This is a genomic window from Streptomyces sp. NBC_01237 (genome assembly GCF_035917275.1).
In the GTDB taxonomy this organism is placed as follows: domain Bacteria; phylum Actinomycetota; class Actinomycetes; order Streptomycetales; family Streptomycetaceae; genus Streptomyces.
Map to the genome: position 1 here is coordinate 5,709,945 of NZ_CP108508.1, position 23,636 is coordinate 5,733,580.

At 71.0% G+C, this 23,636-nt stretch carries 16 protein-coding genes and 1 pseudogene; 12 read left to right on the top strand and 5 right to left on the bottom strand.

Features of this window, described 5'->3' with window-relative positions:
• The first annotated feature begins 29 nt into the window (after positions 1-29).
• Both OG251_RS25625 and OG251_RS25630 read left to right on the top strand, forming a co-directional pair.
• Positions 30-1,007 (top strand): ATP-binding cassette domain-containing protein, encoded by a 978-nt coding sequence (locus OG251_RS25625; protein ID WP_326679327.1) that lies wholly within the window; start codon positions 30-32, stop codon positions 1,005-1,007.
• Positions 1,004-1,858: an ABC transporter permease gene (locus OG251_RS25630; RefSeq protein ID WP_326679328.1), complete on the top strand. Its 855-nt coding sequence runs from the start codon at positions 1,004-1,006 to the stop codon at positions 1,856-1,858. The genes OG251_RS25625 and OG251_RS25630 overlap by 4 nt, the downstream gene beginning before the upstream one ends.
• 70 nt (positions 1,859-1,928) lie before the next feature.
• On the opposite strand, the gene greA is transcribed toward OG251_RS25630, so the two are convergent.
• On the bottom strand, positions 1,929-2,426 hold the full coding sequence (gene greA / locus OG251_RS25635; protein ID WP_073718155.1) for a transcription elongation factor GreA: 498 nt from the start codon (positions 2,424-2,426) through the stop codon (positions 1,929-1,931).
• 192 nt (positions 2,427-2,618) lie between these two features.
• The gene (locus tag OG251_RS25640; RefSeq protein ID WP_326679329.1) at positions 2,619-3,035 is read right to left on the bottom strand and encodes a DUF4307 domain-containing protein; all 417 of its coding nucleotides are present in this window, start codon (positions 3,033-3,035) and stop codon (positions 2,619-2,621) included.
• Positions 3,036-3,134: 99 nt separating this feature from the next.
• On the opposite strand from OG251_RS25640, the gene mca reads away from it, so the two are divergent.
• The gene (gene mca, locus OG251_RS25645; RefSeq protein WP_073718153.1) at positions 3,135-4,016 is read left to right on the top strand and encodes a mycothiol conjugate amidase Mca; all 882 of its coding nucleotides are present in this window, start codon (positions 3,135-3,137) and stop codon (positions 4,014-4,016) included.
• Position 4,017: 1 nt separating this feature from the next.
• Positions 4,018-4,257 (top strand): hypothetical protein, encoded by a 240-nt coding sequence (locus OG251_RS25650; protein ID WP_326679330.1) that lies wholly within the window; start codon positions 4,018-4,020, stop codon positions 4,255-4,257.
• 241 nt (positions 4,258-4,498) lie between these two features.
• On the opposite strand, the gene OG251_RS25655 is transcribed toward OG251_RS25650, so the two are convergent.
• Positions 4,499-7,846, bottom strand: a complete 3,348-nt coding sequence (locus OG251_RS25655) for a tetratricopeptide repeat protein (protein WP_326679332.1) — start codon at positions 7,844-7,846, stop codon at positions 4,499-4,501.
• 334 nt (positions 7,847-8,180) lie between these two features.
• Between OG251_RS25655 and OG251_RS25660 the strand changes: the two genes are divergently transcribed.
• The 3 genes from OG251_RS25660 to OG251_RS25670 all read left to right on the top strand — a co-directional run bounded on the left by OG251_RS25660 (position 8,181) and on the right by OG251_RS25670 (position 14,041).
• Entirely contained in the window at positions 8,181-10,403 is a 2,223-nt protein-coding gene (locus OG251_RS25660) for a discoidin domain-containing protein (RefSeq protein ID WP_326679333.1), read from the top strand.
• A gap of 153 nt (positions 10,404-10,556) precedes the next feature.
• On the top strand, positions 10,557-12,881 hold the full coding sequence (locus OG251_RS25665; RefSeq protein ID WP_442818378.1) for a discoidin domain-containing protein: 2,325 nt from the start codon (positions 10,557-10,559) through the stop codon (positions 12,879-12,881).
• A 59-nt stretch (positions 12,882-12,940) separates the two neighbouring features.
• Positions 12,941-14,041, top strand: coding sequence for a DUF1996 domain-containing protein (locus OG251_RS25670; RefSeq protein ID WP_326679335.1), 1,101 nt, complete (start codon positions 12,941-12,943; stop codon positions 14,039-14,041).
• Positions 14,042-14,104: 63 nt separating this feature from the next.
• Here the strand turns inward: OG251_RS25670 and OG251_RS25675 are convergent, their stop codons facing one another.
• On the bottom strand, positions 14,105-15,418 hold the full coding sequence (locus OG251_RS25675; protein WP_326679336.1) for an ROK family transcriptional regulator: 1,314 nt from the start codon (positions 15,416-15,418) through the stop codon (positions 14,105-14,107).
• Positions 15,419-15,603: 185 nt separating this feature from the next.
• Here OG251_RS25675 and OG251_RS25680 point away from each other — a divergent pair, with 185 nt between their 5' ends.
• The 4 genes from OG251_RS25680 to OG251_RS25695 all read left to right on the top strand — a co-directional run bounded on the left by OG251_RS25680 (position 15,604) and on the right by OG251_RS25695 (position 20,249).
• Positions 15,604-16,920: an extracellular solute-binding protein gene (locus OG251_RS25680; protein ID WP_326679337.1), complete on the top strand. Its 1,317-nt coding sequence runs from the start codon at positions 15,604-15,606 to the stop codon at positions 16,918-16,920.
• A gap of 14 nt (positions 16,921-16,934) precedes the next feature.
• A complete protein-coding gene (locus OG251_RS25685; protein WP_326679338.1) occupies positions 16,935-17,933 on the top strand; it encodes a carbohydrate ABC transporter permease in 999 nt (332 codons plus the stop codon).
• 28 nt (positions 17,934-17,961) lie between these two features.
• Positions 17,962-18,801: a carbohydrate ABC transporter permease gene (locus OG251_RS25690; protein ID WP_326681420.1), complete on the top strand. Its 840-nt coding sequence runs from the start codon at positions 17,962-17,964 to the stop codon at positions 18,799-18,801.
• 92 nt (positions 18,802-18,893) lie between these two features.
• Complete coding sequence (locus OG251_RS25695; RefSeq protein WP_326679339.1) at positions 18,894-20,249, top strand: GH1 family beta-glucosidase; 1,356 nt, start codon at positions 18,894-18,896, stop codon at positions 20,247-20,249.
• Between the two features lie 106 nt (positions 20,250-20,355).
• Here OG251_RS25695 and OG251_RS25700 read toward each other — a convergent pair whose 3' ends face one another.
• Positions 20,356-21,375, bottom strand: coding sequence for a LacI family DNA-binding transcriptional regulator (locus OG251_RS25700; RefSeq protein WP_326679340.1), 1,020 nt, complete (start codon positions 21,373-21,375; stop codon positions 20,356-20,358).
• A 217-nt stretch (positions 21,376-21,592) separates the two neighbouring features.
• On the opposite strand from OG251_RS25700, the pseudogene OG251_RS25705 reads away from it, so the two are divergent.
• Positions 21,593-23,631 (top strand): annotated as a pseudogene (locus OG251_RS25705) (thioredoxin domain-containing protein).
• The last annotated feature ends 5 nt before the right edge of the window (positions 23,632-23,636 follow it).

A 23,636-nucleotide genomic window follows, 5' to 3' on the forward strand; every position in this document is an offset into this window, starting at 1 on the left:
TCACCCGAGAAGCAACTGGGGGAATCCCTATGCCGGGCGCTATCTACGCCGAAGACCTGGTGAAGACCTTCGGTGACGTACGAGCACTGGACGGCGTCGGCTTCGACGTGCCGGAAGGCACCGTCCTGGGCCTCCTCGGGCCGAACGGCGCGGGCAAGACGACCGCGGTACGGGTCCTGACCACGCTGCTCCGGCCGGACAGCGGCCGGGCCCTGGTGGCGGGCATCGACGTACTGCGCAAACCCAACGAGGTACGCCGCTCGATCGGGCTCTCCGGCCAGTTCGCCGCGGTTGACGAATATCTGACGGGCCGCGAGAACCTTCAGATGGTCGGGCAGCTCTACCAGATGAGCGCACGGGACGCGAAGGTCCGGGCGGGCCTGCTCCTGGAGCGGTTCCACCTCGCCGACGCGGCCGACCGCACCACCAAGACGTACTCCGGCGGTATGCGCCGCCGGCTCGACCTCGCGGCGGCGCTCGTCGTGTCCCCGCCCGTGATGTTCATGGACGAGCCGACGACCGGCCTGGACCCGCGCAACCGCCAGCAGCTGTGGGAGGTCATCCAGGAACTGGTGGCGGGCGGCACGACACTGCTGCTGACCACGCAGTATCTGGAGGAGGCCGACCACCTCGCCCATGACATCTGTGTCATCGACCACGGCAAGGTCATCGCCCGCGGTACGTCCGACCAGCTCAAGGCCCGTATCGGCGGCGAGCGGGTCGAGGTCGTCGTGCACCGCCCGCAGGAGATCGAACCGGCCCGCGCCGTGCTGAGCGCGCTGGGCAAGGGCGAGGTCACCGTCGCCGAGCTGTCCCGGCGGCTGACCGTCCCGGTGACGGGCGGGGCCAAGCTCCTCGCCGAGGTCATCCGCGACCTCGACGCCCAGGGAGTCGAGATCGACGACATCGGACTGCGCCGCCCCACCCTCGACGACGTCTTCATCTCGCTGACCGGGCATGCCGCGGAGCTGGAGCAGAACGACAACGGGAAGGAGTCCGGATCATGAACGCCCTCAGCGAGGCCGCTCCCCGCCCGGCCGGTCACCGGCCGGAGGGCGGGATCGGCCAGTCGGTCCGCGACTCGCTCGTCATCGCCCGGCGCAATCTGATCCGCATGGCGCGCATCCCCGAGATGATCATTTTCGGGCTGATCCAGCCCATCATGTTCGTCGTGCTGTTCAGCTACGTCTTCGGCGGTTCGATGGTGATCGGCGGCTCCACCAACGCCACCGAGTACCGCAACTTCCTGATGGCGGGCATCTTCGCGCAGACCGTCACCTTCGCCACCGCGGGCGCCGGAGCGGGCATCGCCGACGACATGCACAAGGGCCTCATCGACCGCTTCCGCTCGCTGCCCATGGCCCGCGGCGCGGTCCTCACCGGCCGTACCCTCGCCGATCTGGTCCAGACGACTCTCACCCTGGTGGTCCTCGCGATCGTCGCCCTGCTGGTCGGCTGGCGCACCCACGAGAACATCGGCAAGGTGCTGGGAGCCTTCGGGCTGCTCCTGCTGCTGGGGTACGCCTTCTCCTGGATCGGGGCGCTGATCGGGCTCACCGTCCGCACCCCCGAGGCCGCCACGTCGGGCGGGCTGATCTGGCTCTTTCCCGTGACATTCATCTCGAACGCGTTCGTGCCCACGGAGAACATGGCGGGCTGGCTCCAGCCGATCGCGGAGTGGAACCCGTTCAGCGCCACCGTCCAGGCCTGCCGGGTGCTCTTCGGCAACCCGGGCGTGTCACCGTCCGACGCCTGGCCGATGGTGCATCCGGTCTGGGCCTCGCTGCTGTGGTCGCTGCTGATCCTGGTGGTCTTCCGGACCCTGTCCGTGCGCAAGTACCGGCGGGTCACGGTCTGACCCGTCCACGGAGAGGAGCCCGCGGCCGTCCGGCCGCGGGCTCCTCTCCGTCGGGTGTGTCCGGGACGGCTCAGCCGGTGTACGGCTTCGCGCTGAGGATCTTCACCGTCGCGGTCTTGCCGTTCGGCAGCTCGTACTGCGCGTCGTCGCCCATCCGCTTGCCGTTCACGCCGGTGCCGAGCGGGGACTGCGGGGAGTACGTCTCGATGTCCGAGCTGGCGTACTCGCGCGAGGCGAGCAGGAAGGTCATCGTGTCGTCCGGGTCGCCGTCGAAGGCGATCGTCACGACCATGCCGGGCTCGACCACGCCGTCGTCGGCGGGGGCCTCGCCGACCTTCGCGTGCTCCAGGAGCTGGGTGAGCTGGCGCACCCGCAGCTCCATCTTGCCCTGCTCCTCCTTGGCCGCGTGGTACCCGCCGTTCTCCCGGAGGTCACCCTCCTCACGGGCCGCCGCGATCTTTACGGAGATCTCCGTGCGCGCGGGACCAGACAGGTACTCCAGCTCGGCCTTGAGCTGGTTGTACGCCTCCTGCGTGAGCCAGGTGACGTTTTCGCTGGTCTGGGTCACAGGTGCTCCTCGTCGGTACTGGGAATACAAAGCAACGCCCTACCCAGAAGCATGTGCTTCCACGGGTGGGCGAAACCACGAGCCTAACAATTCCGCAGGAAAAGGGGGAGAAGGTAAATCGTCAATCGCGCGTCCACGCAGGTCAGCGTCGGACGGCGCAGGTCGCAGGGGGTACTGGACGGCCGGTGACCGTCAGTGCGACGAGTCGCCACCCGCCGTGCAGCCCATCAGCTCGACCGCGGTCGCCCTGGACGTCGTGCGCAGCGCGACGACGTGGTCGATCCGGTCGGAGGGCTGGTCGAAGCGGAAGTCCTTGCGGGCGACCTCCCGGCCGTCCTCGCTCAGCGCGCGCAGCGTGCAGTAGCCGCCGCTGTCGCGGTCCTTGCGCACTTCGAGATGGGCCTCGGCCCGGGTGTCCGAGACGACCTTGGACTTGATCAACTCGGCGCTGATGTCCTTGCCGCCCACGTAGGAGAAGCCGATCCAGGCGATCACGCCGAGCAGGACGACGCCCAGCGCCGCCCCGACGATCTTCAGCTTGCGGTCCGCACGCTGATCCTCGGGCCGGCCGTAGCGCCCCTCGGGCGTGGCCTCACGAACCGCCGTCATGATCGTTCCTCCTGCTCCCCGGAATCGAGGAATTTTCCAGCCCCCGGTTCGGTCACTATAGAAGCCGCACATGGCGACCAATCACTGAGGATCGAAGCTTTGACTGAGCAGCTGCGTCTGATGGCCGTTCACGCCCACCCCGACGACGAGTCGAGCAAGGGCGCGGCAACGATGGCCAAGTATGTGTCCGAGGGGGTGGACGTGCTGGTCGTGACCTGCACGGGGGGCGAGCGCGGCTCCATCCTCAATCCGAAGCTCCAGGGGGACGCGTACATCGAGGAGAACATCCACGAGGTGCGCCGGAAGGAGATGGACGAGGCCCGGGAGATCCTGGGCGTCGAGCAGGAGTGGCTCGGCTTCGTCGACTCCGGGCTGCCCGAGGGCGACCCGCTGCCGCCGCTGCCCGAGGGCTGCTTCGCGCTGGAGGACGACGAGACGGCGGCGGGGCGTCTCGTGTCGAAGATCCGCGCGTTCCGGCCGCAGGTCATCACCACGTACGACGAGAACGGCGGCTACCCGCACCCCGACCACATCATGACCCACAAGATCACGATGATCGCGTTCGACGGTGCCGCCGATACGGAGAAGTTCCCCGAGGCCGAGTTCGGCCCGGCCTGGCAGCCGCAGAAGCTCTACTACAACCAGGGCTTCAACCGGCCGCGCACCGTCGCCCTCCACGAGGCGCTCCTCGCCCGCGGGCTGGAGTCCCCGTACGGCGAGTGGCTGGAGCGCTGGAAGGAGTTCGAGCGCGACGAACGCACGCTGACCACGCATGTTCCGTGCGACGAGTTCTTCGAGATCCGGGACAAGGCGCTGATCGCGCACGCGACGCAGATCGATCCGGACGGCGGCTGGTTCCGGGTCCCGATGGACATCCAGCGGGAGGTCTGGCCGACCGAGGAGTACGAGCTGGCGAAGTCTCTCGTCGATACCTCCCTCCCCGAGAGCGACCTCTTCGCGGGCATCCGCGACAATGCCTGATATGTACGCGACTCAGGCACTGACGCACCTCGTCCCGCTCGCCGCCGATGAGCTCGACAAGAACAAGGTGACTCCCGGCGTTCTCGGCTTTCTCGTCTTCGCGGCGCTCGCCGTCGGCGTGTGGCTGCTGATGAAGTCGATGAACCGGCACATGGGCAAGGTCGACTTCGTCGAGGCACCGGATCCGGACGCCGTTCCGGACGAGGCGGGGGAGAAGGCCGCGGCGGCGCCGCGGAAGTAGCCCGCACACACGGACCGCGCGCAAGCGCTCCTGGAGCCGGTCACCGGCCGGCCCGGATCACCGGCCGGGCCCGTCGGCCGGATCATCGGCCCCGGTCGTCGGCCCTGCTCGTCGGCCGGGCCGGCCGGTCGTACCCGTCCGGAAGCCGGTGTCCCGGCTTCCGGACGGGCCCGACCACCTGAACGGCCGGTGACCGGCCAACGCGCCGGTCCCGTGCCGCCCGGCCGCCGTGGCGCCCTTCCTACGGCTCCGCCGTCACCCGGACCCCCATGAGCTCCCGCGCGTCGCGGTCCGGCGTCAGGCCCAGGCGCCACGCCTGCCAGCCCTCGTCCAGGTCGACGCCCCGGTCCAGCACACCCGCGTACGCCCGTGCGCAATCCGCCAGCTTGCTGTCACGCGCGGGGTGCCCGGCGGCGATCAGGTCCGCCAGTTCCTGCTGGGCCACCGCCGTACCCACCTCGCTGCCGCCCGGGGAGGCGTACGGCAGCAGCGTGCAGCGCAGGAAGCGGGCCCAGTCGCCGCCGCGTTCGTCCCCGTACGAGGCGAACAGCCCGACCGCCTCGCCGCACAGCTCCAGCGCCTGGGCCGCCCGGCCGTTGCCCGCGTCCACCAGAGTCAGCTCCAGGCAGGTCCACGCCTCCCCGTGCGCCACCCCGATGCGCCGGAAGTCCGCCCGTGAGTCCATCAGGAGCTGACGGGCGAAGCCGGAGTTGCGCAGGTTCCCGGTCCGGGCCGCCCCCTGGTCCCGGGTGACCCGGCCCGAGTGGTGCCTGGCGCACGCCAGCCCGTACACGTCCCGCATCCGGGAGAACATCGTGCGCGCCCGCTCCAGCTCCCGTACCGCCTGATCGGTGTCGCCGTCCTCCTCCAGTGCCTGGCCCAGGTAGTACCGCGTCCACGCCTCGCCACGCGCGTCCTCGTTGTCCCGGTGGCGGGCCAGCGCGCCGCGCAGCTCCTCCACCGCGCGGACCGGGTCGCCGTCCAGCAGCCGGGCACGGGCCAGCTGGGTCAGGGCCCAGGCCTCGCCCCGCTCGTCCCTGGTGCGTCCGTACAGCTCCAGCGCGGTGTTCAGAGCCTCCTCGGCCGCGCCCACCTCGCCGGTCCGCAGCCGGACCTGGCCCAGCTGGAACCGCGTCCACGCCTCGCCGTGCAGGGACTCGCCCTCCCGGTGCAGCGCCAGTGCGGTGTCCAGCAGCGTCAGTGCCTCGGACAGATTGGCCCGGTCGCGTTCGACGGCGGCCAGCGCGTGCAGGGTCCAGGCACGGTCCTCGGCCTGCTCGTCGGAGGACTGGAGGGCGAGCGCCTCGCGCAGCCGTACGGAGGCTTCCGTGAGGTTGCCCTGATGGTGCAGCGTGATCCCGAGCGAGCACAGCGCCAGCGCCGCCCCGGCGTCGTGGTGCGCCTCACGGTAGAGGCCGACGACCGAGGAGAGCGTGGTGCGGGCCTTGTCCAGCTCGCCGAGCTGCCGGGCCGCGATGCCGGTGCGCCACTGGACGGACCGCTCCAGCAGACCCTTGTCGACGGCCTGGGTCAGCTCGCTGATCTCACCCAGCCGGTAGAGGTCACCGCGCAGCAGGCAGTAGTCGCACAGCGCGCCCAGCAGATGGAGCACGGCCCCCTGGTCCACCCCCTCCGCGTGCCGCAGCGCCGAGGTGATGAAACTCGACTCCTCGTCCAGCCAGCGCAGGGCCGCGTCCAGGGAGGTGAAGCCGTGCGGGCCGAACTGCCCGGCACGGGTGGACATCTTGCCGTCGACCATCCGGATCACGGCGTCGGCGAGCTCCGCGTAGTTCGTCAGGAGCCGTTCCTGCGCGGCGGTGCGCTCGGCCGGCTCCTCCTCGTCCAGCAGCCGGGCCAGGGCGAAGGCCCGGACGAGATCGTGCAGCCGGTAGCGCGAACCGCGTACATGGGTCAGCAGCCCGGCCCGCGTCAGTGCGGTCAGCAGCCGCCCCGCCTCCTGCTCGTCGGCGGCGAGCAGCGCCGCCGCCGCTGCCGCGCCGAGGCTCGCGCGCCCGGCCAGCGCGAGCCGCCGCAGCAGCCGCCTGGCCTGCTCGGACTGATCGTCGTAGCGCAGCCGCAGGGCCCGCTCCACCGGCCCCGCCGGACCCCGCGCGCCCGGGTCGGCGGCCAAGTCGGAGGCGAGCGCGGCGCGGGTGCGCGAGCCGAGGGCGGAGCCCGCGACCCGCAGCGCCAGCGGCAGCCCGCCGCACAGCTCGACGACGGCGTCGGTGGACGGGTAGTCGTACGGCCCGGCCTCCTCGTCCTGGGCGCTCTCGCGCAGCAGCTCCTCGGCGCCCGCCGCGTCGAGCCCGCCGACCGGCAGCTGGTGCACCCAGGCGGGGGTGTCCGCGGGCAGGTCCAGGGGTTCGCGGGCGGTGACGAGCACCAGGCTGTCGGAGCGCTCGGGGATCAGCGTGCGGACCTGACCGGCGTCGGTCGCGTCGTCCAGGATGATCGTCACGGGCATCCCGGTGAGGTGCTGGCGGTACAGCACGCCGAGCCGCCGCAACTGCTGGTCGATCGCGCCCGGCTCCCCGGCTCCCTGCTCCCCGGTGCCGCGCTCTCCGGCGCCCGGCTCCCCGGCGCCCGGTACCGCCCGGCCGGCGGAGGACCCGTCCCGGAACAGCAGCTGCTCGCGGGGTGCGCCCAGCCGGTTGAGCAGGTGCAGCAGCGCGTCGCGGGTGGGCAGCGGACTCTCCCCGGCGACATCGCCGCGCAGGTCGACGACGCATGCACCCCGGAACTGGTCCTTGAGCGCGTGCGCGGCGCGTACCGCGAGGGTGGTGCGCCCGGCGCCCGGCTCGCCGTGCAGGACGACGACGGTCGGCCTGGTCTCCGCCGACGCACGCGCCGCGTGCACCCACTGGGCGATCCGGGCCAGCTCGGCGCGGCGTCCGGCGAACGGGCCCTCGGCGGCGGGCAGATGGCCGAAGGACTGCTCCAGGAGCGCACGCTGACGGGCGGCCGCGCTGCGGTCCCGGCCGCGCAGTCCCCCTCCGGCCGGGGCGGTGCCGCTCCCCTCCGGGCGGCGGGCGGATCTGTGGTGGACGCGGGCGGTGGCGGTGGCGGCGTGCATCCACCGCTGCTGGTCGAGGTACGGGCGGATGCCCCGTATCTCCAGCGCCGCCAGCCAGTCGAGCCGCAGCTGTTCGGGGCCGCCGGGCCGGTCAGGCGCACCGGCCCCGGAGCGGGCGGCGGGCCGGTGGGACGTGGTCACCCTGGCCACGGTCGCGGCGGCCCCGGCCACCGCGACGACGGCGCCCGCGCCGAGGGCGAGTCCGGTCGCCGTGCCCAGCGCCAGGTCCGCCCCGAACGCCGCGGTGGCGGCGACTCCCGTCACCAGCAGAGGTGTTCCGAGTGTGGCCCTGCTGAACCGCTGCGACAGCGGCGGTCGTTCCGCCTCCGCCGCTTCGAGCGCCCGCGTGTACGCGGCGTACTCCTCGCCCGCGCTCGCCGCCATGGTGTCGAGCGCGGTGCGCGCCCGCGCCATCAGCGCACCGGAGTCCGCCCGCCCGCCGGCGCGCCGGGCCTCCTCCTCCACGGCGCGCACCAACAGCCGTTCGGCTTCCGCCCGATGGCTGTCCCGCATGTGTGTCCCCCTCCGAGAGTCCCGGCCTGTCGCGCCAAGTGTCCTGCGCGGGCCCGGTGAGGTCCATCGGTTCGCCCCCGCCCCGCGGCCGTGGTGCGGTGCGACCGGCCCCCGAAGGGCGATGCGCACTCGGCCGGGGGTGTCGAGCGCACCGGGCCCCGAAGGGCGATCGCACTCGGCCGGGAGGTGTCGTACGCACCGGGCCCGCCCGTACCTCCCGTCTTAATGAAAGACGAAAGAAAAGTCCGGTCGGAGATATTGACCGTGCACGCGGCGGCGGGCAAGGTTCCGGAGAGCGCTCTCCCGTTTCGGTTTCGTTTCAAGGAGCCCCTTCATGGCCGTAGTTGGCAGACCCGTGGCCGCATCGCCACCGCAGGACCCGTGGAGCACGAAGAGTCCGTGGAGCTCCAGGAGGACCGCCCGGCGAGGCGTCGCCGGCGCCGTCGTCGGCACCCTGGTCGCAGCCCTCCTGGCGCTCACCCCCGCCGTCACGGCCCAGGCGGCGCCCGCACTCCTCTCGCGGGGCAAGCCGGTGACGGCCTCCAGCCAGGAGAACTACGGCACCCCCGCCACCGGAGCCGTCGACGGCGACAACGGCACCCGCTGGTCCAGCGGCAGCTCCGACCCGCAGTGGATCCAGGTGGACCTCGGTTCCCCCGCCGCGATCGGGAAGGTCGAACTGCACTGGGAGGCCGCCTACGCGAAGGGATACCGCATCGAGCTGTCGGGCAACGGCACCGACTGGTCGACGGCCTACTCGACGACCACCGGCGCGGGCGGCGTCGAGACCCTCGACATCTCGGGCACGGCGCGCTACGTCCGGCTGTTCGGCACCGCCCGTGCCACCGGATACGGCTACTCACTCTGGGAGTTCAAGGTCTTCGGGGCCGCCGACTCCTCCGGACCGCCCATCGAGGGCGGAGGCGACCTCGGCCCGAACGTGCACATCATGGACCCGTCCACACCCGGCATCCAGGCCAAGCTCGACCAGGTCTTCAAGGAGCAGGAGTCGGCCCAGTTCGGCAGCGGAAGGCACGCGTTCCTCTTCAAACCGGGCACGTACAGCAACCTCAACGCCCAGATCGGCTTCTACACCTCGATCGCCGGGCTCGGCCTGAAGCCGGACGACACCACCTTCAACGGTGATGTGACCGTCGACGCCGGGTGGTTCAACGGCAACGCCACCCAGAACTTCTGGCGGTCGGCGGAGAACCTGGCGCTCAAGCCGGTCAACGGCACCAACCGGTGGGCCGTCTCCCAGGCCGCCTCCTTCCGGCGGATGCACGTCAAGGGCGGGCTCAACCTCGCTCCCGACGGATACGGCTGGGCCAGCGGCGGCTACATCGCCGACAGCAAGATCGACGGCACCGTCGGACCGTACTCGCAGCAGCAGTGGTACACCCGGGACAGCACGATCGGCGGCTGGACCAACGGCGTCTGGAACATGACGTTCTCCGGCGTCGAGGGCGCTCCGGCGAACGGTTTCCCCGAGCCGCGTTACACGACGCTGGACACGACGCCGATCTCCCGTGAGAAGCCGTTCCTGTACCTGGACGGCAATGAGTACAAGGTGTTCACCCCCGCCAAGCGGACCAACGCACGGGGCACCACCTGGGCCAACGGCACGCCGCAGGGCCGGTCGATCCCGCTGAGCCAGTTCTACGTGGTCAAGCCCGGCGCCACCGCCACGACCATCAACGCCGCCCTGGCGCAGGGCCTGAACCTGCTCTTCACTCCGGGCATCTACCACGTCGACCGGACCATCAACGTGAACCGGGCCGACACCGTCGTGCTCGGTCTCGGTCTCGCCACGGTCATCCCCGACAACGGCGTGACCGCGATGAAGGTCGCCGACGTGGACGGAGTGAAGCTCGCGGGCTTCCTCATCGACGCCGGACCGGTCAACTCCCCGACGCTGCTGGAGATCGGCGGGAGCGGCTCCTCCACCGACCACGCGGCCAACCCCACCACCGTCCAGGACGTATACATCCGGGTCGGCGGGGCGGGCGCCGGAAAGGCCACCACCAGCATGGTCGTCAACAGCGACGACGTGATCGTCGACCACACCTGGGTGTGGCGCGCGGACCACGGCGAGGGCGTCGGCTGGGAGACCAACCGGGCCGACTACGGCGTCCGTGTCAACGGTGACGACGTCCTGGCCACCGGCCTGTTCGTCGAGCACTTCAACAAGTACGACGTCGAGTGGTACGGCGAGCGCGGCCGGACGATCTTCTACCAGAACGAGAAGGCGTACGACGCCCCCGACCAGGCCGCCATCCAGAACGGCGGCACCAAGGGCTACGCGGCCTACCGGGTCGACGACTCGGTCAACACCCACGAGGGGTGGGGCATGGGCAGCTACTGCAACTACAACGTCGACCCGACCATCCGTCAGGACCACGGCTTCAAGGCCCCGGTGAAGCCCGGCGTGAAGTTCCACAGCCTGCTGACGGTCTCGCTCGGCGGCAACGGCCACTACGACCACGTCATCAACGACACGGGTTCCCCCACCTCGGGGACCGCGACGGTTCCCTCCACGGTCGTCTCCTACCCCTGACCTCCCGCAGCTCCGGCCGCCGGTCCAGCTGACGGCGGCCGGCCCGAACCCCCCTCCGGCCGGACCGATCCCCGCCGTCCGGACCGGAGGGGGAGCACCCTTTGGTGCGTCACCAGGACGGCCGCCCCCCACGGGTGTGCCGACAGGCCCTCCATGCCGACGGGGCCGGGTTTCCGGGAGAGCGCCCCCGGCCCCCGTCCGGCACCGAAACCGCCAGGAGCAGACGTGTCCAGACCCCCCTCACGATCCCCACAGCCGTCGCAGCCGTCGCAGCCGTCACGGTCATCGAGCACCGCACCGCCGCCACTTCTTCCACCCTCCTCACGGACCACCTCGGTCCGCCGCCGTGTCGGTGTGTCCCTGCTCGCGCTCGGCGCCCTCGCGGCCTCCTCGCTCGGCTTCGCCGCCGCGCCCCCGGCCCAGGCCGCCGAAGCCCTGCTGTCGCAGGGCAAGCAGGCCACCGCTTCCTCCTCGGAGGGCGAAGCCTTCGCCGCGAAGGCCGCCTTCGACGGCGATACGACCGGCACCCGCTGGTCCAGCGCGCGCAACGACAACGAATGGATCCAGGTCGACCTCGGCCGGAGCGGCGGTCTCAGCCGCGCCGTACTGACCTGGGAGGCGGCCTACGCGAAGAACTACGAGATCCAGGCGTCCGACAACGGGACCGACTGGCGCACCGTGAAGGCCGTCACCGGCAGCGACGGCGGCACGGACGAGGTCGCGCTCTCCGGCTCCGGCCGCTATGTGCGGATGCAGGGCGTCGCACGCTCCGGCGGATACGGCTACTCGCTGTGGGAGTTCCAGGTCTACGGCGACGGCGGCCCCCCGCCCGCCGCCGGCGGCGCCGTACGCGTGGCCGGTTCACAGGGAAACTGGCAGCTCACCGTGGACGGACGCCCGTACACGGTCAAGGGGCTCACCTGGGGGCCGTCCGTCGCGGACGCCCCGAAGTACCTGCCCGACGTCGCGTCGATGGGCGTCAACACGATCCGTACCTGGGGCACCGACGCCTCCACCAAGCCGCTGCTGGACAGCGCGGCGGCCAACGGTCTCCGCGTCGTCAACGGTTTCTGGCTCCAGCCCGGCGGCGGCCCCGGATCGGGCGGCTGCGTCAACTACGTCACCGACACGACGTACAAGAACAGCATGCTCACCGAGTTCGCGAAGTGGGTGGACGCCTACAGGAGCCACCCCGCCACCCTGATGTGGAACGTCGGCAACGAGTCGGTGCTCGGGCTCCAGAACTGTTACAGCGGTACGGAGCTGGAGGCGCAGCGCAACGCGTACACGAGCTTCGTCAACGACGTGGCGAAGAAGATCCACGGCATCGACCCGGACCACCCCGTCACCTCGACCGACGCCTGGACCGGCGCCTGGCCGTACTACAAGCGCAATGCCCCCGACCTCGATCTGTACTCGATGAACTCCTACGGGGACATCTGCGGGGTGCGGCAGGACTGGATCGACGGGGGCTACACCAAGCCCTACCTGATCACCGAGGGCGGCCCGGCCGGTGAGTGGGAGGTGCCCGACGACGCCAACGGTGTGCCCGACGAGCAGACCGACGTACAGAAGGCCGAGGGGTACACCGAGGCGTGGAACTGCGTCACCGGTCACCAGGGCGTGGCCCTGGGCGCCACCCTCTTCCACTACGGGACCGAGCACGACTTCGGCGGTGTCTGGTTCAATCTGCTGCCGGACGGGCTGAAGCGGCTGTCGTACTACGCCGTCAAGAAGGCGTACGGGGGATCGACGGCCGGCGACAACACCCCGCCGGTGATCCGGGACATGACGGTCACCCCGGCCTCGGCGGCCCCGGCGGGCGGTGAGTTCACCGTGCGTGCGGGTATCACCGACCCGGACGGCGACCGGATCACGTCCAAGATCTTCCTGAGCGGCAACTACGCCAACGGCGACAAGCGACTCGTCGAGGCCCGGTGGCGTTCCACGGGCGACGGCACGTTCGCCGTCACGGCGCCGGAGAAGCTCGGCGTGTGGAAGGTGTACATCCAGGCCGAGGACGGGCACGGCAACGCCGGTATCGAGACCAAGTCGGTCAAGGTCGTCGCACCGCCCGTCGACGGTACCAACGTCGCACTGAACAAGCCGGCCACCGCCTCGTCCGCCCAGGCCTCGTACGGCGACTGCCCGTGCCCGGCGGCCAACGCGACGGACGGAAAGCCCGAGACGCGCTGGGCGAGCGACTGGAGCGATCCGCAGTGGATCCAGGTCGACCTCGGAGCCCCCACGGCCTTCCGCAAGCTCCAGCTGGTCTGGAACGCCGCCTACGCCACGTCGTACGAGGTCCAGGTCTCGAACGACGGCACCACCTGGCGCACCGTCCACACCACCACCACGGGCAACGGGGACATCGACACCCTCGATGTCGCCGGGACAGCACGCCATGTGCGCCTCCAGCTGAAGGCCCGCGGCACCGGCTGGGGTTACTCCCTGCACGAGTTCGGCGTCTACAGCTGATCACGGCCGCACCGGCCGGCACCGACCCGCACCACCCCCACCGAAAAGGCAGGAGAACCATGAGATCACGCAGAAAACGGCTTCCCGCACTGTTGCTCGGTACCGCCCTCGTCGCCGGAGTCCTGGGCTTCGGCACGATGGCCAGTGCCGCCGACCCGGACGCCGCCGACCGGGCGGGCAGGGGCGCCGGGGTGAGCGCGGCCGCGGCGGCCCACGCCGGGCACACCATGGCGCCGTCCACCCGGGCCTCGGGTGACGACGCCGACGGGGACGGGTACATACCGGCCGTGCCGCAGGTGACGGGGGTGACCCCGTCCGAGGCGAACCCGGAACCGCGCTACTTCCACGAGTTCCAGGCCAACTGTTCCGTCACGCACACCGCGCCGGACGACCCGATCGTGTTCCCGGGCCAGCCGGGCAAGTCCCACGACCACACGTTCATGGGGAACACCTCGACGAACGCGAGCAGCACCACCGACTCGCTCTACGGTGGCGGTACCACGTGCAAGGCTCCCGGCGACGCGTCCGCGTACTGGATGCCGTCCCTGTTCAAGGGCGAGAAGAAGATCCTGCCCATCGGTCCGCAGGTCATCTACTACAAGGCCGGCGTGACCGACTACACCAGCGTGCGGCCCTTCCCCAAGGGGCTGCGGTTCGTGGTCGGCAACCCGATGCAGAGCGCGCAGGAGTTCCGCGACCACCCCGGCTGGGTCGAGGGCTGGGAGTGCGGGGAGAGCTTCAAGAACATCGACTTCCCGTCGAACTGCCCCGCCGGATCGCAGCTCAACCTGCGTATGCAGGCGCCGAGTTGCTGGAACGGTCTGCACCTGGACACACCCGATCACCAGAGCCACATGGCCTATCCGCTGGTCAAGGCGGGCACGAACGACAACGTGTGCCCCGCCAGCCATCCGGTGGCCCTGCCGATGGTGGAGTTCAAGATGGCCTTCCCGGCCGACGGTGACATGTCGCAGGTCAGACTGGCCAGCGGCCGCGGCTACTCCTTCCACTACGACTTCTTCAACGCCTGGGAGGAGCGCACCCTCAAGGCCATGGTCGACCACTGCGTCGTGGGCGGCCTCCAGTGCGACCCGCGCGGCTACGACCAGAACCGTCCCGAGGAGGGCGCGGTACTGGACGAGGAGTACCGGCTGCCCTGATCCCGGAGGACTCCCACCGGCCCGGCCGCCGCTTTCCCGAGGGGCGGCCGGGCCTTCGCCCGCTCAGTTCGCCGCCCGCTGCTGGAGGGTCGCCTGCCAGGCGGGGGCGGGCTCCTCCGGGCCGGCCTCGCGCGGCCGGCCGCCGCGTGCGAAGAAGTCGTCCAGCGGCAGGATCGCCCCGCCCACCGTGACCGCGTCCGGGCCCAGCGTGCCGAGGCCGATGTGCACATGGGCGGCCGGGTAGGACAGGGCGTACGAGGTGGCGTAGGCCCGCACGGATTCCAGGAAGCGCGCGCCGAGCTGGAGACCCGCCCAGCCGCCGACGAGAATCCGCTCGGGCTGGAACAGGTTGATGAGGTCGGAGAAGCCCGCGCCGAGGTACTCCGCGGTCTCCTCCAGGACGGCCAGTGCCGTCGTGTCGGCCTCGGGCACCGTGCCGTCGTCGCCGGCGGCGGGATAGGCGGCGGCGAGCATGGCGGTCAGCGCCGTCTCCTCGTCCGCGCCGCCGGGGGGCCGTCCGCCCGCTTCCGCCCACCGCTGCAGCAGCGCCTCCGCCCCCGCGTACGCCTCCAGGCAGCCCTGGGCGCCGCAACGACAGCGCCGCCCCCGTACCCGTACCGTCAGATGGCCCCACTCCACGGCCCGGCCGGGGCGCAGGGAGTCGGTGACCACACAGGCGCCGACGCCGGAGCCGAACAGCACCACCACGGCGCTCCGCGCACCGCGTCCGGCGCCGAACCACATCTCGGCCTGGCCGAGCGTCTTGGCGCCGTTGTCGATGTAGTACGGCACGGTCTCGGGCAGCAGCCCGGACTCGCGCAGCAGCCGTTCCAGCGGCACGGCGTCCCAGCCGATGGTCTGGCCGTGCACCACGGCGCCGTCCTCGGGTGTCCGGGCGACGATGCCCGGCACCCCGATGCCGACCCCGAGCAGCCGCTCCGGGGCGAGGTCCGCCCGGTCCAGGACCTCCGCGATGCCTTCGAGGAGGTGGCCGACGACGACGTCGACGTCGTACCGGTTCAAGGGGCCGCCCGTGAGCGGTTTCTCGACCCGCGCGAGCTCGGTGAGGGCGAGGTCGAAGAGTTCGATGCGGACCCGGGTCTCGCCGACGTCGACCCCGATCATGTATCCGCAGTGGGGGCGGATGCGCACGAGGATGCGCGGTCGCCCGCCACCGGAGTCGACGCTCCCGGCCTCCTCGACGAGTCCTTCGGCGACCAGTTCCGCGACCACGTTGCTGACCGAGCCCGAGCTGAGGCCGGTGGCGGGTCCGAGTGAGAAGCGGCTCAGCGGCCCGTCGAAATACAACTGTTGCAGAACAGCGGTGCGGTTTTCCCGCCGCAGGTCACGCACGGTACGGCCGCTGCGCTCTCTCACTCTGCCCCCTCGTCGAAGTCCTACTCGCAACCTACAGGGGTCCGGCCTCTTGACGCGACCTTCGCTTGAGGTTTAACTCACATCCTAAATTAAGCCGTGGGGGCTGCGGGATCCGAACGCGGGCGTTCGTTCCGGCCCAACCACCCCGGCCCTTCCGCCACTTTCCCGAAAGGCCCCCTGGAGTCATGCGCAGAAGCCGAGCCGCGGCCGTCGGTGCCGTCACCCTCTCGCTCGTACTCACCGCGGCTGCCTGCGGCGGCGGATCGTCCGGTGCGGGCGGATCCAACGAGCAGCCCAAGACCCTCACGTACTGGGCCTCCAACCAGGGCGCCAGCATCGAGGTCGACAAGAAGGTCCTCCAGCCGGAGCTCGACAAGTTCGAGAAGGAGACCGGCATCAAGGTGAAGCTGGAGGTGGTGCCCTGGGCCGACCTGCTGAACCGCATCCTCACCGCGACGACGTCCGGCCAGGGTCCGGACGTCCTCAACATCGGCAACACCTGGAGCGCCTCCCTCCAGGCCGGCGGGGCCCTGCTGCCCTGGGACGCGAAGAACTTCGACCGGATCGGCGGCAAGGACCGCTTCGTCGAGTCGGCGCTCGGCTCGACCGGGGTCGAGGGCCAGGACCCCGCGGCCGTACCGCTCTACTCCATGGCGTACGCGCTCTACTACAACAAGAAGATGTTCAAGGACGCGGGTGTCACCCAGCCCCCCGCGACCTGGGCCGAGATGACCGAGACCGGCAAGAAGCTGTCCAAGAACGGCAAGTGGGCCCTGGGGGCCGAGGGGTCGAACCTCTCCAACAACATCCACCAGGTCTTCGTCCTCGGCAAGCAGCACGGCGCGGACTTCTTCACCCCCGACGGCAAGGCGGACTTCACCTCGGACGGAGCCGTCGCCGCCGTCAAGCAGTACGTCGACCTGATGGCCAAGGCCAGGATCGTCGCACCGGGCAACGCCGAGTACGCGCAGAACCAGTCCCTCAGCGACTTCGCCACCGACAAGACCGCGATGGTGCTGTGGCAGACCGCCTCCGCCACCTTCAAGTCCCAGGGCATGAACGAGGACGAGTGGGGCGTGGCACCCGCCCCGGTGCAGTCCGGCAAGCCGGGCCAGGGCGTCAGCACCAACTCCATGGTGGCCGGCATCAACATGGCCGTCTTCAGGAACACCAAGAACACCGACGGCGCCCTGAAGTTCGTGAAGTTCATGACCGGTGAGCAGGAGCAGAAGATCCTCAACAAGGCCTACGGCTCGATCCCGCCGGTCAAGGCCGCGCAGGAGGACCCCGCGTTCAACAGCCCGGCGCTCGCGGTCCTCAGGGAAACCCTCTCCACCAGCGCCGCCGCCCTCCCGCAGGTCCCGGAGGAGTCGCAGTTCGAAACCGTCGTGGGCACCGCGGTCAAGGAACTGTTCGCCGAAGCCGCCGCCGGAAAGCCGGTGACCGAGGCGTCGGTCAGGGCGAAGCTCGACAAGGCCCAGCAGCAGATGCCCAAGAAGTGAGTGCGGACACCACCATGACCACCACCGCTGCCCCCAGTACCCCGGGCGGGCGGACAGCACCGAAGGACCACCCCGGAGCGGCGCCCCGCAGGCGCCGCCCCGGGCGGCTGCGCCGCATCGGCCTGCCCTACCTGCTGCTGTTTCCCGCGCTGTTCCTGGAGATCCTCGTCCACCTGCTGCCGATGGTGATCGGCGTCGTCGTCAGCTTCAAGCAGCTCACACAGTTCTACATCCGGGACTGGACCTCCGCTCCCTGGACGGGCCTGGACAACTACGCGCTCTCGGTCGACTTCGACGCCCCGGTCGGTGAGGCGCTGCTGAAGTCGTTCTTCACCACCTGCCTGTTCACGGTGCTCTCGGTCGGCCTGTGCTGGCTGCTCGGCACCGCCGCCGCGATCTTCATGCAGGAGAGCTTCCGCGGCCGGGGATTCCTGCGCACCGTGTTCCTCGTCCCGTACGCGCTGCCCGTCTACGCCGCGGTCATCACCTGGGCGTTCATGTTCCAGCGGGACAACGGCCTGATCAACCACGTCCTGCACGACCAGCTCGGACTCACCGACAGCCCGCCCTTCTGGCTGATCGGCGAGAACAGCTTCGTCACCCTGCTCGTCGTATCGCTGTGGAAGGGCTGGCCGTTCGCCTTCCTGATCATGATGGCCGGGCTGCAGAACATCCCCCGCGAGATCTACGAGGCCGCCGCCCTGGACGGGGCGGGCGTATGGCAGCAGATCCGCCGCATCACCCTGCCGTCGCTGCGGCCGGTCAACCAGGTCCTCGTGCTGGTCCTGTTCCTGTGGACCTTCAACGACTTCAACACACCGTTCGTGCTGTTCGGCAAGGCGGCCCCGGAGCAGGCGGACCTGATCTCCATCCACATCTACCAGTCCTCGTTCCAGACCTGGAACTTCGGCACGGGCTCCGCCATGTCGGTCCTGCTGCTGCTGTTCCTGCTGGTGGTCACGGGGATCTACCTCCTGCTCACCTCACGGGGAAGGAAGGCCACCGATGTCTAGCCACTCCCAGCAGCGGCCCCGCTCTCCCATGGCACCACCGCGGTCGTTCCTGTGGAGCCGGCGGATCTTCCTGACCCTGCTCACCGGGTTCGTGCTGCTGCCGGTGTACGTGATGGTCTCCAGCTCGCTCAAGCCGCTCCAGGACGTCTCGGGGAAGTTCCAGTGGATTCCCTCGGGGATCACCGTGCGCCCCTACTTCGACATCTGGAAGACCGTCCCGCTCGCCGACTACTTCGTGAACTCGCTGATCGTGGCGGGCACCGCGACGGTCTGCTCCGTGGTCATCGCCGTCTTCGCGGCGTACGCCGTCAGCCGCTACAACTTCCGCGGCAAACGGCTCTTCACCGTGACCGTGCTGTCGACGCAGATGTTCCCCGGCATCCTCTTCCTGCTGCCGCTCTTCCTCATCTACGTCAACATCGGCAACGTCACCGGTATCGAGCTCTTCGGTTCACGGGCCGGGCTCATCATCACCTACCTCACCTTCTCGCTGCCGTTCTCGATCTGGATGCTCATCGGGTACTTCGACTCGGTGCCGCGGGACCTCGACGAGGCGGCCAAGGTCGACGGATGCGGGCCGCTCGGAGCGCTCTTCCGGGTCATCGTGCCCGCCGCGATCCCCGGCATCGTCGCCGTCGCCGTCTATGCGTTCATGACCGCCTGGGGCGAGGTCCTCTTCGCCTCCGTCATGACCAACGACACCACGCGGACGCTCGCCGTCGGCCTCCAGGGCTACTCCACCCAGAACGACGTGTACTGGAACCAGATCATGGCCGCCTCCCTCGTCGTGAGCGTGCCCGTGGTCGCCGGATTCCTCCTCCTCCAGCGCTACCTCGTCACCGGCCTGACCGCCGGTGCCGTCAAGTAGCCCCGGCGCTCCGGCGGCCCCGCCCGCCCTCCTCCGCCCGAGCCCTCCTGTCCGGACCGTCGTCCGGCCGACCCGTTCCCGAGAGGTTCTCCGTGTCCGAACCCATCGACCTTGCCGCCTTCCCCCGCGACTTCGCCTGGGGCACCGCCACCTCCGCGTACCAGATCGAGGGAGCCGTCACGGCGGACGGCCGCTCCCCCTCCATCTGGGACACGTTCTCCCACACCCCGGGAAAGATCGACAACGGGGAGAACGGCGACGAGGCGTGCGACCACTACCACCGGTGGCCCGAGGACGTCTCCCTGATGAAGCGGCTGGGCACCGACACCTACCGGCTGTCCCTCGCCTGGCCGCGCGTCCTCCCCGGCGGCGACGGACCGGTCAACGCACCCGGCCTCGACTTCTACGACCGGCTCATCGACGGGCTGCTCGACGCCGGCATCACCCCGACCGTCACCGCCTACCACTGGGACCTTCCCCAGGCCCTCCAGGACCGGGGCGGCTGGACGGAACGCGACACCGCCGAGCACTTCGCCGCGTACGCCTCCGTCGTGGCCGAGCGCCTCGGCGACCGGGTCACCCGGTGGGCCACCCTGAACGAGCCGCTCTGCTCCGCCTGGATAGGCCACCTCGAAGGCCGGATGGCGCCGGGCCTGACCGATCTCACGGCAGCCGTCCGCGCCTCCTACCACCTGCTGCTCGGCCACGGCCTCGCCACGCAGGCGATCCGGGCGGCGGCCCCCGGCGCGCAGATCGGCCTGGTCACCAACCACTCCACCGTGGCCGCGGCCTCCACCCGCTCCGAGGACATCGCGGCGGCCACCCGGATGGACGGTCACACCAACCGCTGGTGGCTGGACCCCGTGTACGGCCGCGGCTTCCCCGCCGACATGCGTGAGCTGTACGGGGTCGAACTGCCCGAGCGCCCCGGGGACCTGGAGACGATCGCCGCGCCCCTCGACTGGCACGGCCTCAACTACTACTTCCCCGTCACCGTCACCGACGACCCCACCGGGCCCGTCCCGCACGCCCGGGAAGTGCGCCTGCCCGACGTGGAGCGCACCGCGCTGGACTGGCAGATCGAGGCCGACGGCCTGGAGGCGCTGCTGATGCGCCTCACCGACGACTACGGCGTCCGCCGGCTCTACGTCACCGAGAACGGCTCGGCCTTCCCGGACGTCCGGGGCTCCGACGGCGCCGTCCACGACCCCGAGCGGACCCGCTACCTGGAGCAGCACCTGGCCGCCTGCGCGCGGGCCGTCCGCAAGGGGGCGCCACTGGCCGGCTACTACGCCTGGTCCCTGCTCGACAACTTCGAATGGGCCTACGGCTACGACCCGCGCTTCGGCCTCGTCCACGTCGACTACCCGACACAGACCCGCACGATCAAGACCAGTGGCCTGCGGTACGCCGAGATCATCCGGGAACACCGGCAGGCGGGCGCCTGACCCGTGCGCCGTGCCCCGGCTCCCGGCAACCCCGTCCCGGGCCGGGGCCGGGCCGGGGTCGGGGCCGGGCTCGGGCCGGGGTCCCCGCTTCCTCACGGCCACGGGATCACGCCGACTCGCGTACGACCAGCTCCGGTTCGAAGATCTCGTGGACCGGTTCGGAGCGGCTGCCCCGGACGTGCTCGTCCAGCAGCCGGGCCATCGTCGCGGCCATCCTCTCGACCGGCTGGCGCACGGTGGTCAGAGGCGGCCGGCAGGTCATGGCGATGCTGGAGTCGTCGAAGCCGACGACCGCCACATCGTCCGGTATCCGCCTGCCCCGCTCGCGCAGCACCTGGCAGGCGCCCTGGGCCATCAGGTCGTTGGCCGCGAACACGCCGTCGAGGCCCGGGTGTTCGTCCAGCAGCCGGGCCATCGCCAGCGCGCCGCTGTCGAGGGTGAACGCGCCCTCGACGACCGGGGGGAGGCCGTGGCCCGCGCGGACCAGCGCGTCACGGAAGCCGTCGAGCCGGTCCCGGGCCGCCGGCAGGTCCTGCGGGGCGCAGAGCGTGGCGATGCGACGGCAGCCCCTTGCCAGCAGGTGCTCGGCGGCCAGCCGGGCTCCGGCGTAGTGGTCCACGTCGACATGGCTGAGCGGCTGGGGCCGGCCCGGCCGGGCGAAGAGGACGGAGGGAATCCGGGCGTCGACGAGCATCTCGGTCAGCGGGTCGGCGGCCTGGATCGAGACGACCAGCGCACCGTCGGCGTTGCCGTGCCGCAGATAGTCGACCGCCTGCCGCCGGGCCTGCGCCGATTCGGCGAACATCAGCACGGGATGGGTTCCGTGTGCGCGCAGGTAGCCCACGACGCCGCTGACGACCCGGCCGAAGAACGGATCGGCGAACACCCGGGCGGCGAACTCGTCCCCCGCGCCGGAGACGACGAGCGCGACGGTGCCGGTCCGCCGGGTGACCAGGGACCTGGCCGCGCGGTTGGGGGCGTATCCCGTCCGGGCGATGGCGTGGCGGACCAGGTCCTGGATGTCGGGGTCCACATTGCGTACCCCGTTGACGACGCGCGAGACCGTCGCCCGGGACACCCCCGCCTCCCGCGCGACATCCTCCAGCGTCGGGACCCGTCTGCTCATGCGAGAACCCTAACGCTCCGGATTCCGGCCGGTACAGCGCCGCCGACCAGCGCTCCGGGGCCCTCCCGCGGAGCCCGCGGGTGGGCCCCGGCCGCCCGGTCGCGGCGACATCCACGCCCGTGTCTCCTCGCGCGGTCTCCCCATGTCCTGCGGCGATGCGGCGTTTTGCGGCAGGGATGGGCATCACGGGCCCGCCCGGTCGTGCGACGATGCCGGTATGAATCGACTGGCTGACTCCCAGTCTCCTTATCTGCTCCAGCACGCCTCCAATCCGGTGGATTGGTGGCCATGGGGTGAGGAGGCGATGACAGAAGCTGAGCGGCGGGACGTGCCCATTCTCTTGAGTGTGGGCTATGCGTCCTGCCACTTATGCTTCTGCTAGTTCACTGGTGTCATGTGATGGCGCACGAGTCGTTCGAGGACGAGACCGTGGCGGCCTATCTGAATGAGCACTTCGTGCCGGTGAAGGTCGACCGGGAGGAACGGCCCGACGTCGACGCCGTCTACATGGAGGCGGTGCAGGCGGCGACCGGACAGGGCGGGTGGCCGATGACCGTCTTCCTCACCCCGGACGCCGAACCCTTCTACTTCGGTACGTACTTCCCGCCCGAACCCCGCCATGGCTCGCCCTCCTTCCAGCAGGTGCTCGAAGGGGTCAGCGCCGCGTGGACCGACCGGCGCGAGGAGGTCGCCGAGGTGGCCGCGCGCATCGTCCGGGACCTGGCCGGGCGCTCCCTGGCCCATGGCGGCGAGGGCGTGCCGGACGAGGCGGACACGGCGCGGGCGCTGCTCGGGCTGACCCGCGAGTACGACGAGAAGCACGGCGGGTTCGGCGGCGCGCCCAAGTTCCCGCCGGCCATGGCGATCGAGTTCCTGCTGCGGCACCATGCCCGCACCGGGGCCGAGGGTGCGCTCCAGATGGCCGCCGACACCTGCGAGGCGATGGCCCGGGGCGGGATCTACGACCAGCTCGGCGGCGGTTTCTCCCGCTACTCCGTGGACCGGGAATGGGTGGTGCCGCACTTCGAGAAGATGCTGTACGACAACGCGCTGCTGTGCCGCGTGTACGCCCATCTGTGGCGCGCCACCGGGTCGGATCTGGCCCGCCGGATCGCCCTGGAGACCGCCGACTTCATGGTGAGCGAGCTGCGGACGGCCGAGGGCGGCTTCGCCTCCGCGCTGGACGCCGACAGCGTGGACGCGAGCGGCAGGCATGTCGAGGGCGCGTTCTACGTGTGGACGCCCGAGCAGCTGCGCGAGGTGCTCGGGGAGAGCGATGCCGCCTTCGCCGCCGCGCACTTCGGCGTCACCGAGGAGGGGACCTTCGAGGAGGGTTCGTCCGTCCTCCGGCTGCCGAGGGCCGGGGACGGGGCGGACCCCGCGCGGGTCGCCGAGGTACGGGCCAGGCTGCTGTCGGCGCGCGAGGAGCGGGTGCGGCCGGGGCGGGACGACAAGGTGGTCGCCGCCTGGAACGGGCTCGCCGTCGCGGCGCTCGCGGAGACCGGGGCGTACTTCGGGCGGCCCGATCTGATCGAGCGGGCGACCGAGGCCGCCGATCTGCTCGTACGGGTCCACCTGGGCGAGGCAGCCCGGCTGTCGCGGACCTCCAGGGACGGCCGTGCGGGTACCAACGCCGGGGTGCTGGAGGACTACGGCGATGTGGCGGAGGGCTTCCTCGCGCTGGCCGCCGTCACCGGTGAGGGGGCCTGGCTGGAGTTCGCGGGCTTCCTGCTGGACATCGTGCTGGAGCAGTTCACCGGCGAGGGCGGCCAGCTGTACGACACCGCGCACGACGCCGAGCAGCTGATCCGCCGCCCGCAGGACCCCACCGACAGCGCCACTCCGGCCGGCTGGACGGCGGCGGCGGGCGCCCTGCTCTCCTACGCGGCGTACACCGGCTCGGAGGCCCACCGCGCCGCCGCCGAGGGTGCCCTGGGGGTGGTGAAGGCGCTCGCGCCGCGCGCCCCCCGGTTCATCGGCTGGGGGCTCGCGGTCGCCGAGGCGCTGCTGGACGGGCCGCGCGAGGTGGCCGTCGCCGGTCCGGTCGGCGGTGAGCTGCACCGTACGGCGCTGCTGGGCCGGGCGCCGGGTGCGGTCGTGGCGGCGGGCGAGGGGCCGGACGCCGGTGCGGAGTTCCCGCTGCTGGTGGACCGGCCGCAGGTGGGCGGGGCGCCGACCGCGTACGTCTGCCGGCATTTCGTCTGTGACGCGCCGACGACGGACGCGGCCGGGCTGGCACGGAAGCTGGGCGGCTGAGACCG

Bases quoted from the DNA above. Each gene is read 5' to 3' on its own strand.
- OG251_RS25650 (WP_326679330.1), top strand. From the start codon at position 4,018: ATGTACGCGACTCAGGCACTGACGCACCTCGTCCCGCTCGCCGCCGAT.
- OG251_RS25665 (WP_442818378.1), top strand. From the start codon at position 10,557: ATGCCGACGGGGCCGGGTTTCCGGGAGAGCGCCCCCGGCCCCCGTCCG.
- OG251_RS25625 (WP_326679327.1), top strand. From the start codon at position 30: ATGCCGGGCGCTATCTACGCCGAAGACCTGGTGAAGACCTTCGGTGAC.
- OG251_RS25690 (WP_326681420.1), top strand. From the start codon at position 17,962: ATGGCACCACCGCGGTCGTTCCTGTGGAGCCGGCGGATCTTCCTGACC.
- OG251_RS25660 (WP_326679333.1), top strand. From the start codon at position 8,181: ATGGCCGTAGTTGGCAGACCCGTGGCCGCATCGCCACCGCAGGACCCG.
- OG251_RS25670 (WP_326679335.1), top strand. From the start codon at position 12,941: ATGAGATCACGCAGAAAACGGCTTCCCGCACTGTTGCTCGGTACCGCC.
- OG251_RS25685 (WP_326679338.1), top strand. From the start codon at position 16,935: ATGACCACCACCGCTGCCCCCAGTACCCCGGGCGGGCGGACAGCACCG.
- OG251_RS25655 (WP_326679332.1), bottom strand. From the start codon at position 7,846: ATGCGGGACAGCCATCGGGCGGAAGCCGAACGGCTGTTGGTGCGCGCC.
- OG251_RS25630 (WP_326679328.1), top strand. From the start codon at position 1,004: ATGAACGCCCTCAGCGAGGCCGCTCCCCGCCCGGCCGGTCACCGGCCG.
- OG251_RS25640 (WP_326679329.1), bottom strand. From the start codon at position 3,035: ATGACGGCGGTTCGTGAGGCCACGCCCGAGGGGCGCTACGGCCGGCCC.
- OG251_RS25700 (WP_326679340.1), bottom strand. From the start codon at position 21,375: ATGAGCAGACGGGTCCCGACGCTGGAGGATGTCGCGCGGGAGGCGGGG.
- OG251_RS25680 (WP_326679337.1), top strand. From the start codon at position 15,604: ATGCGCAGAAGCCGAGCCGCGGCCGTCGGTGCCGTCACCCTCTCGCTC.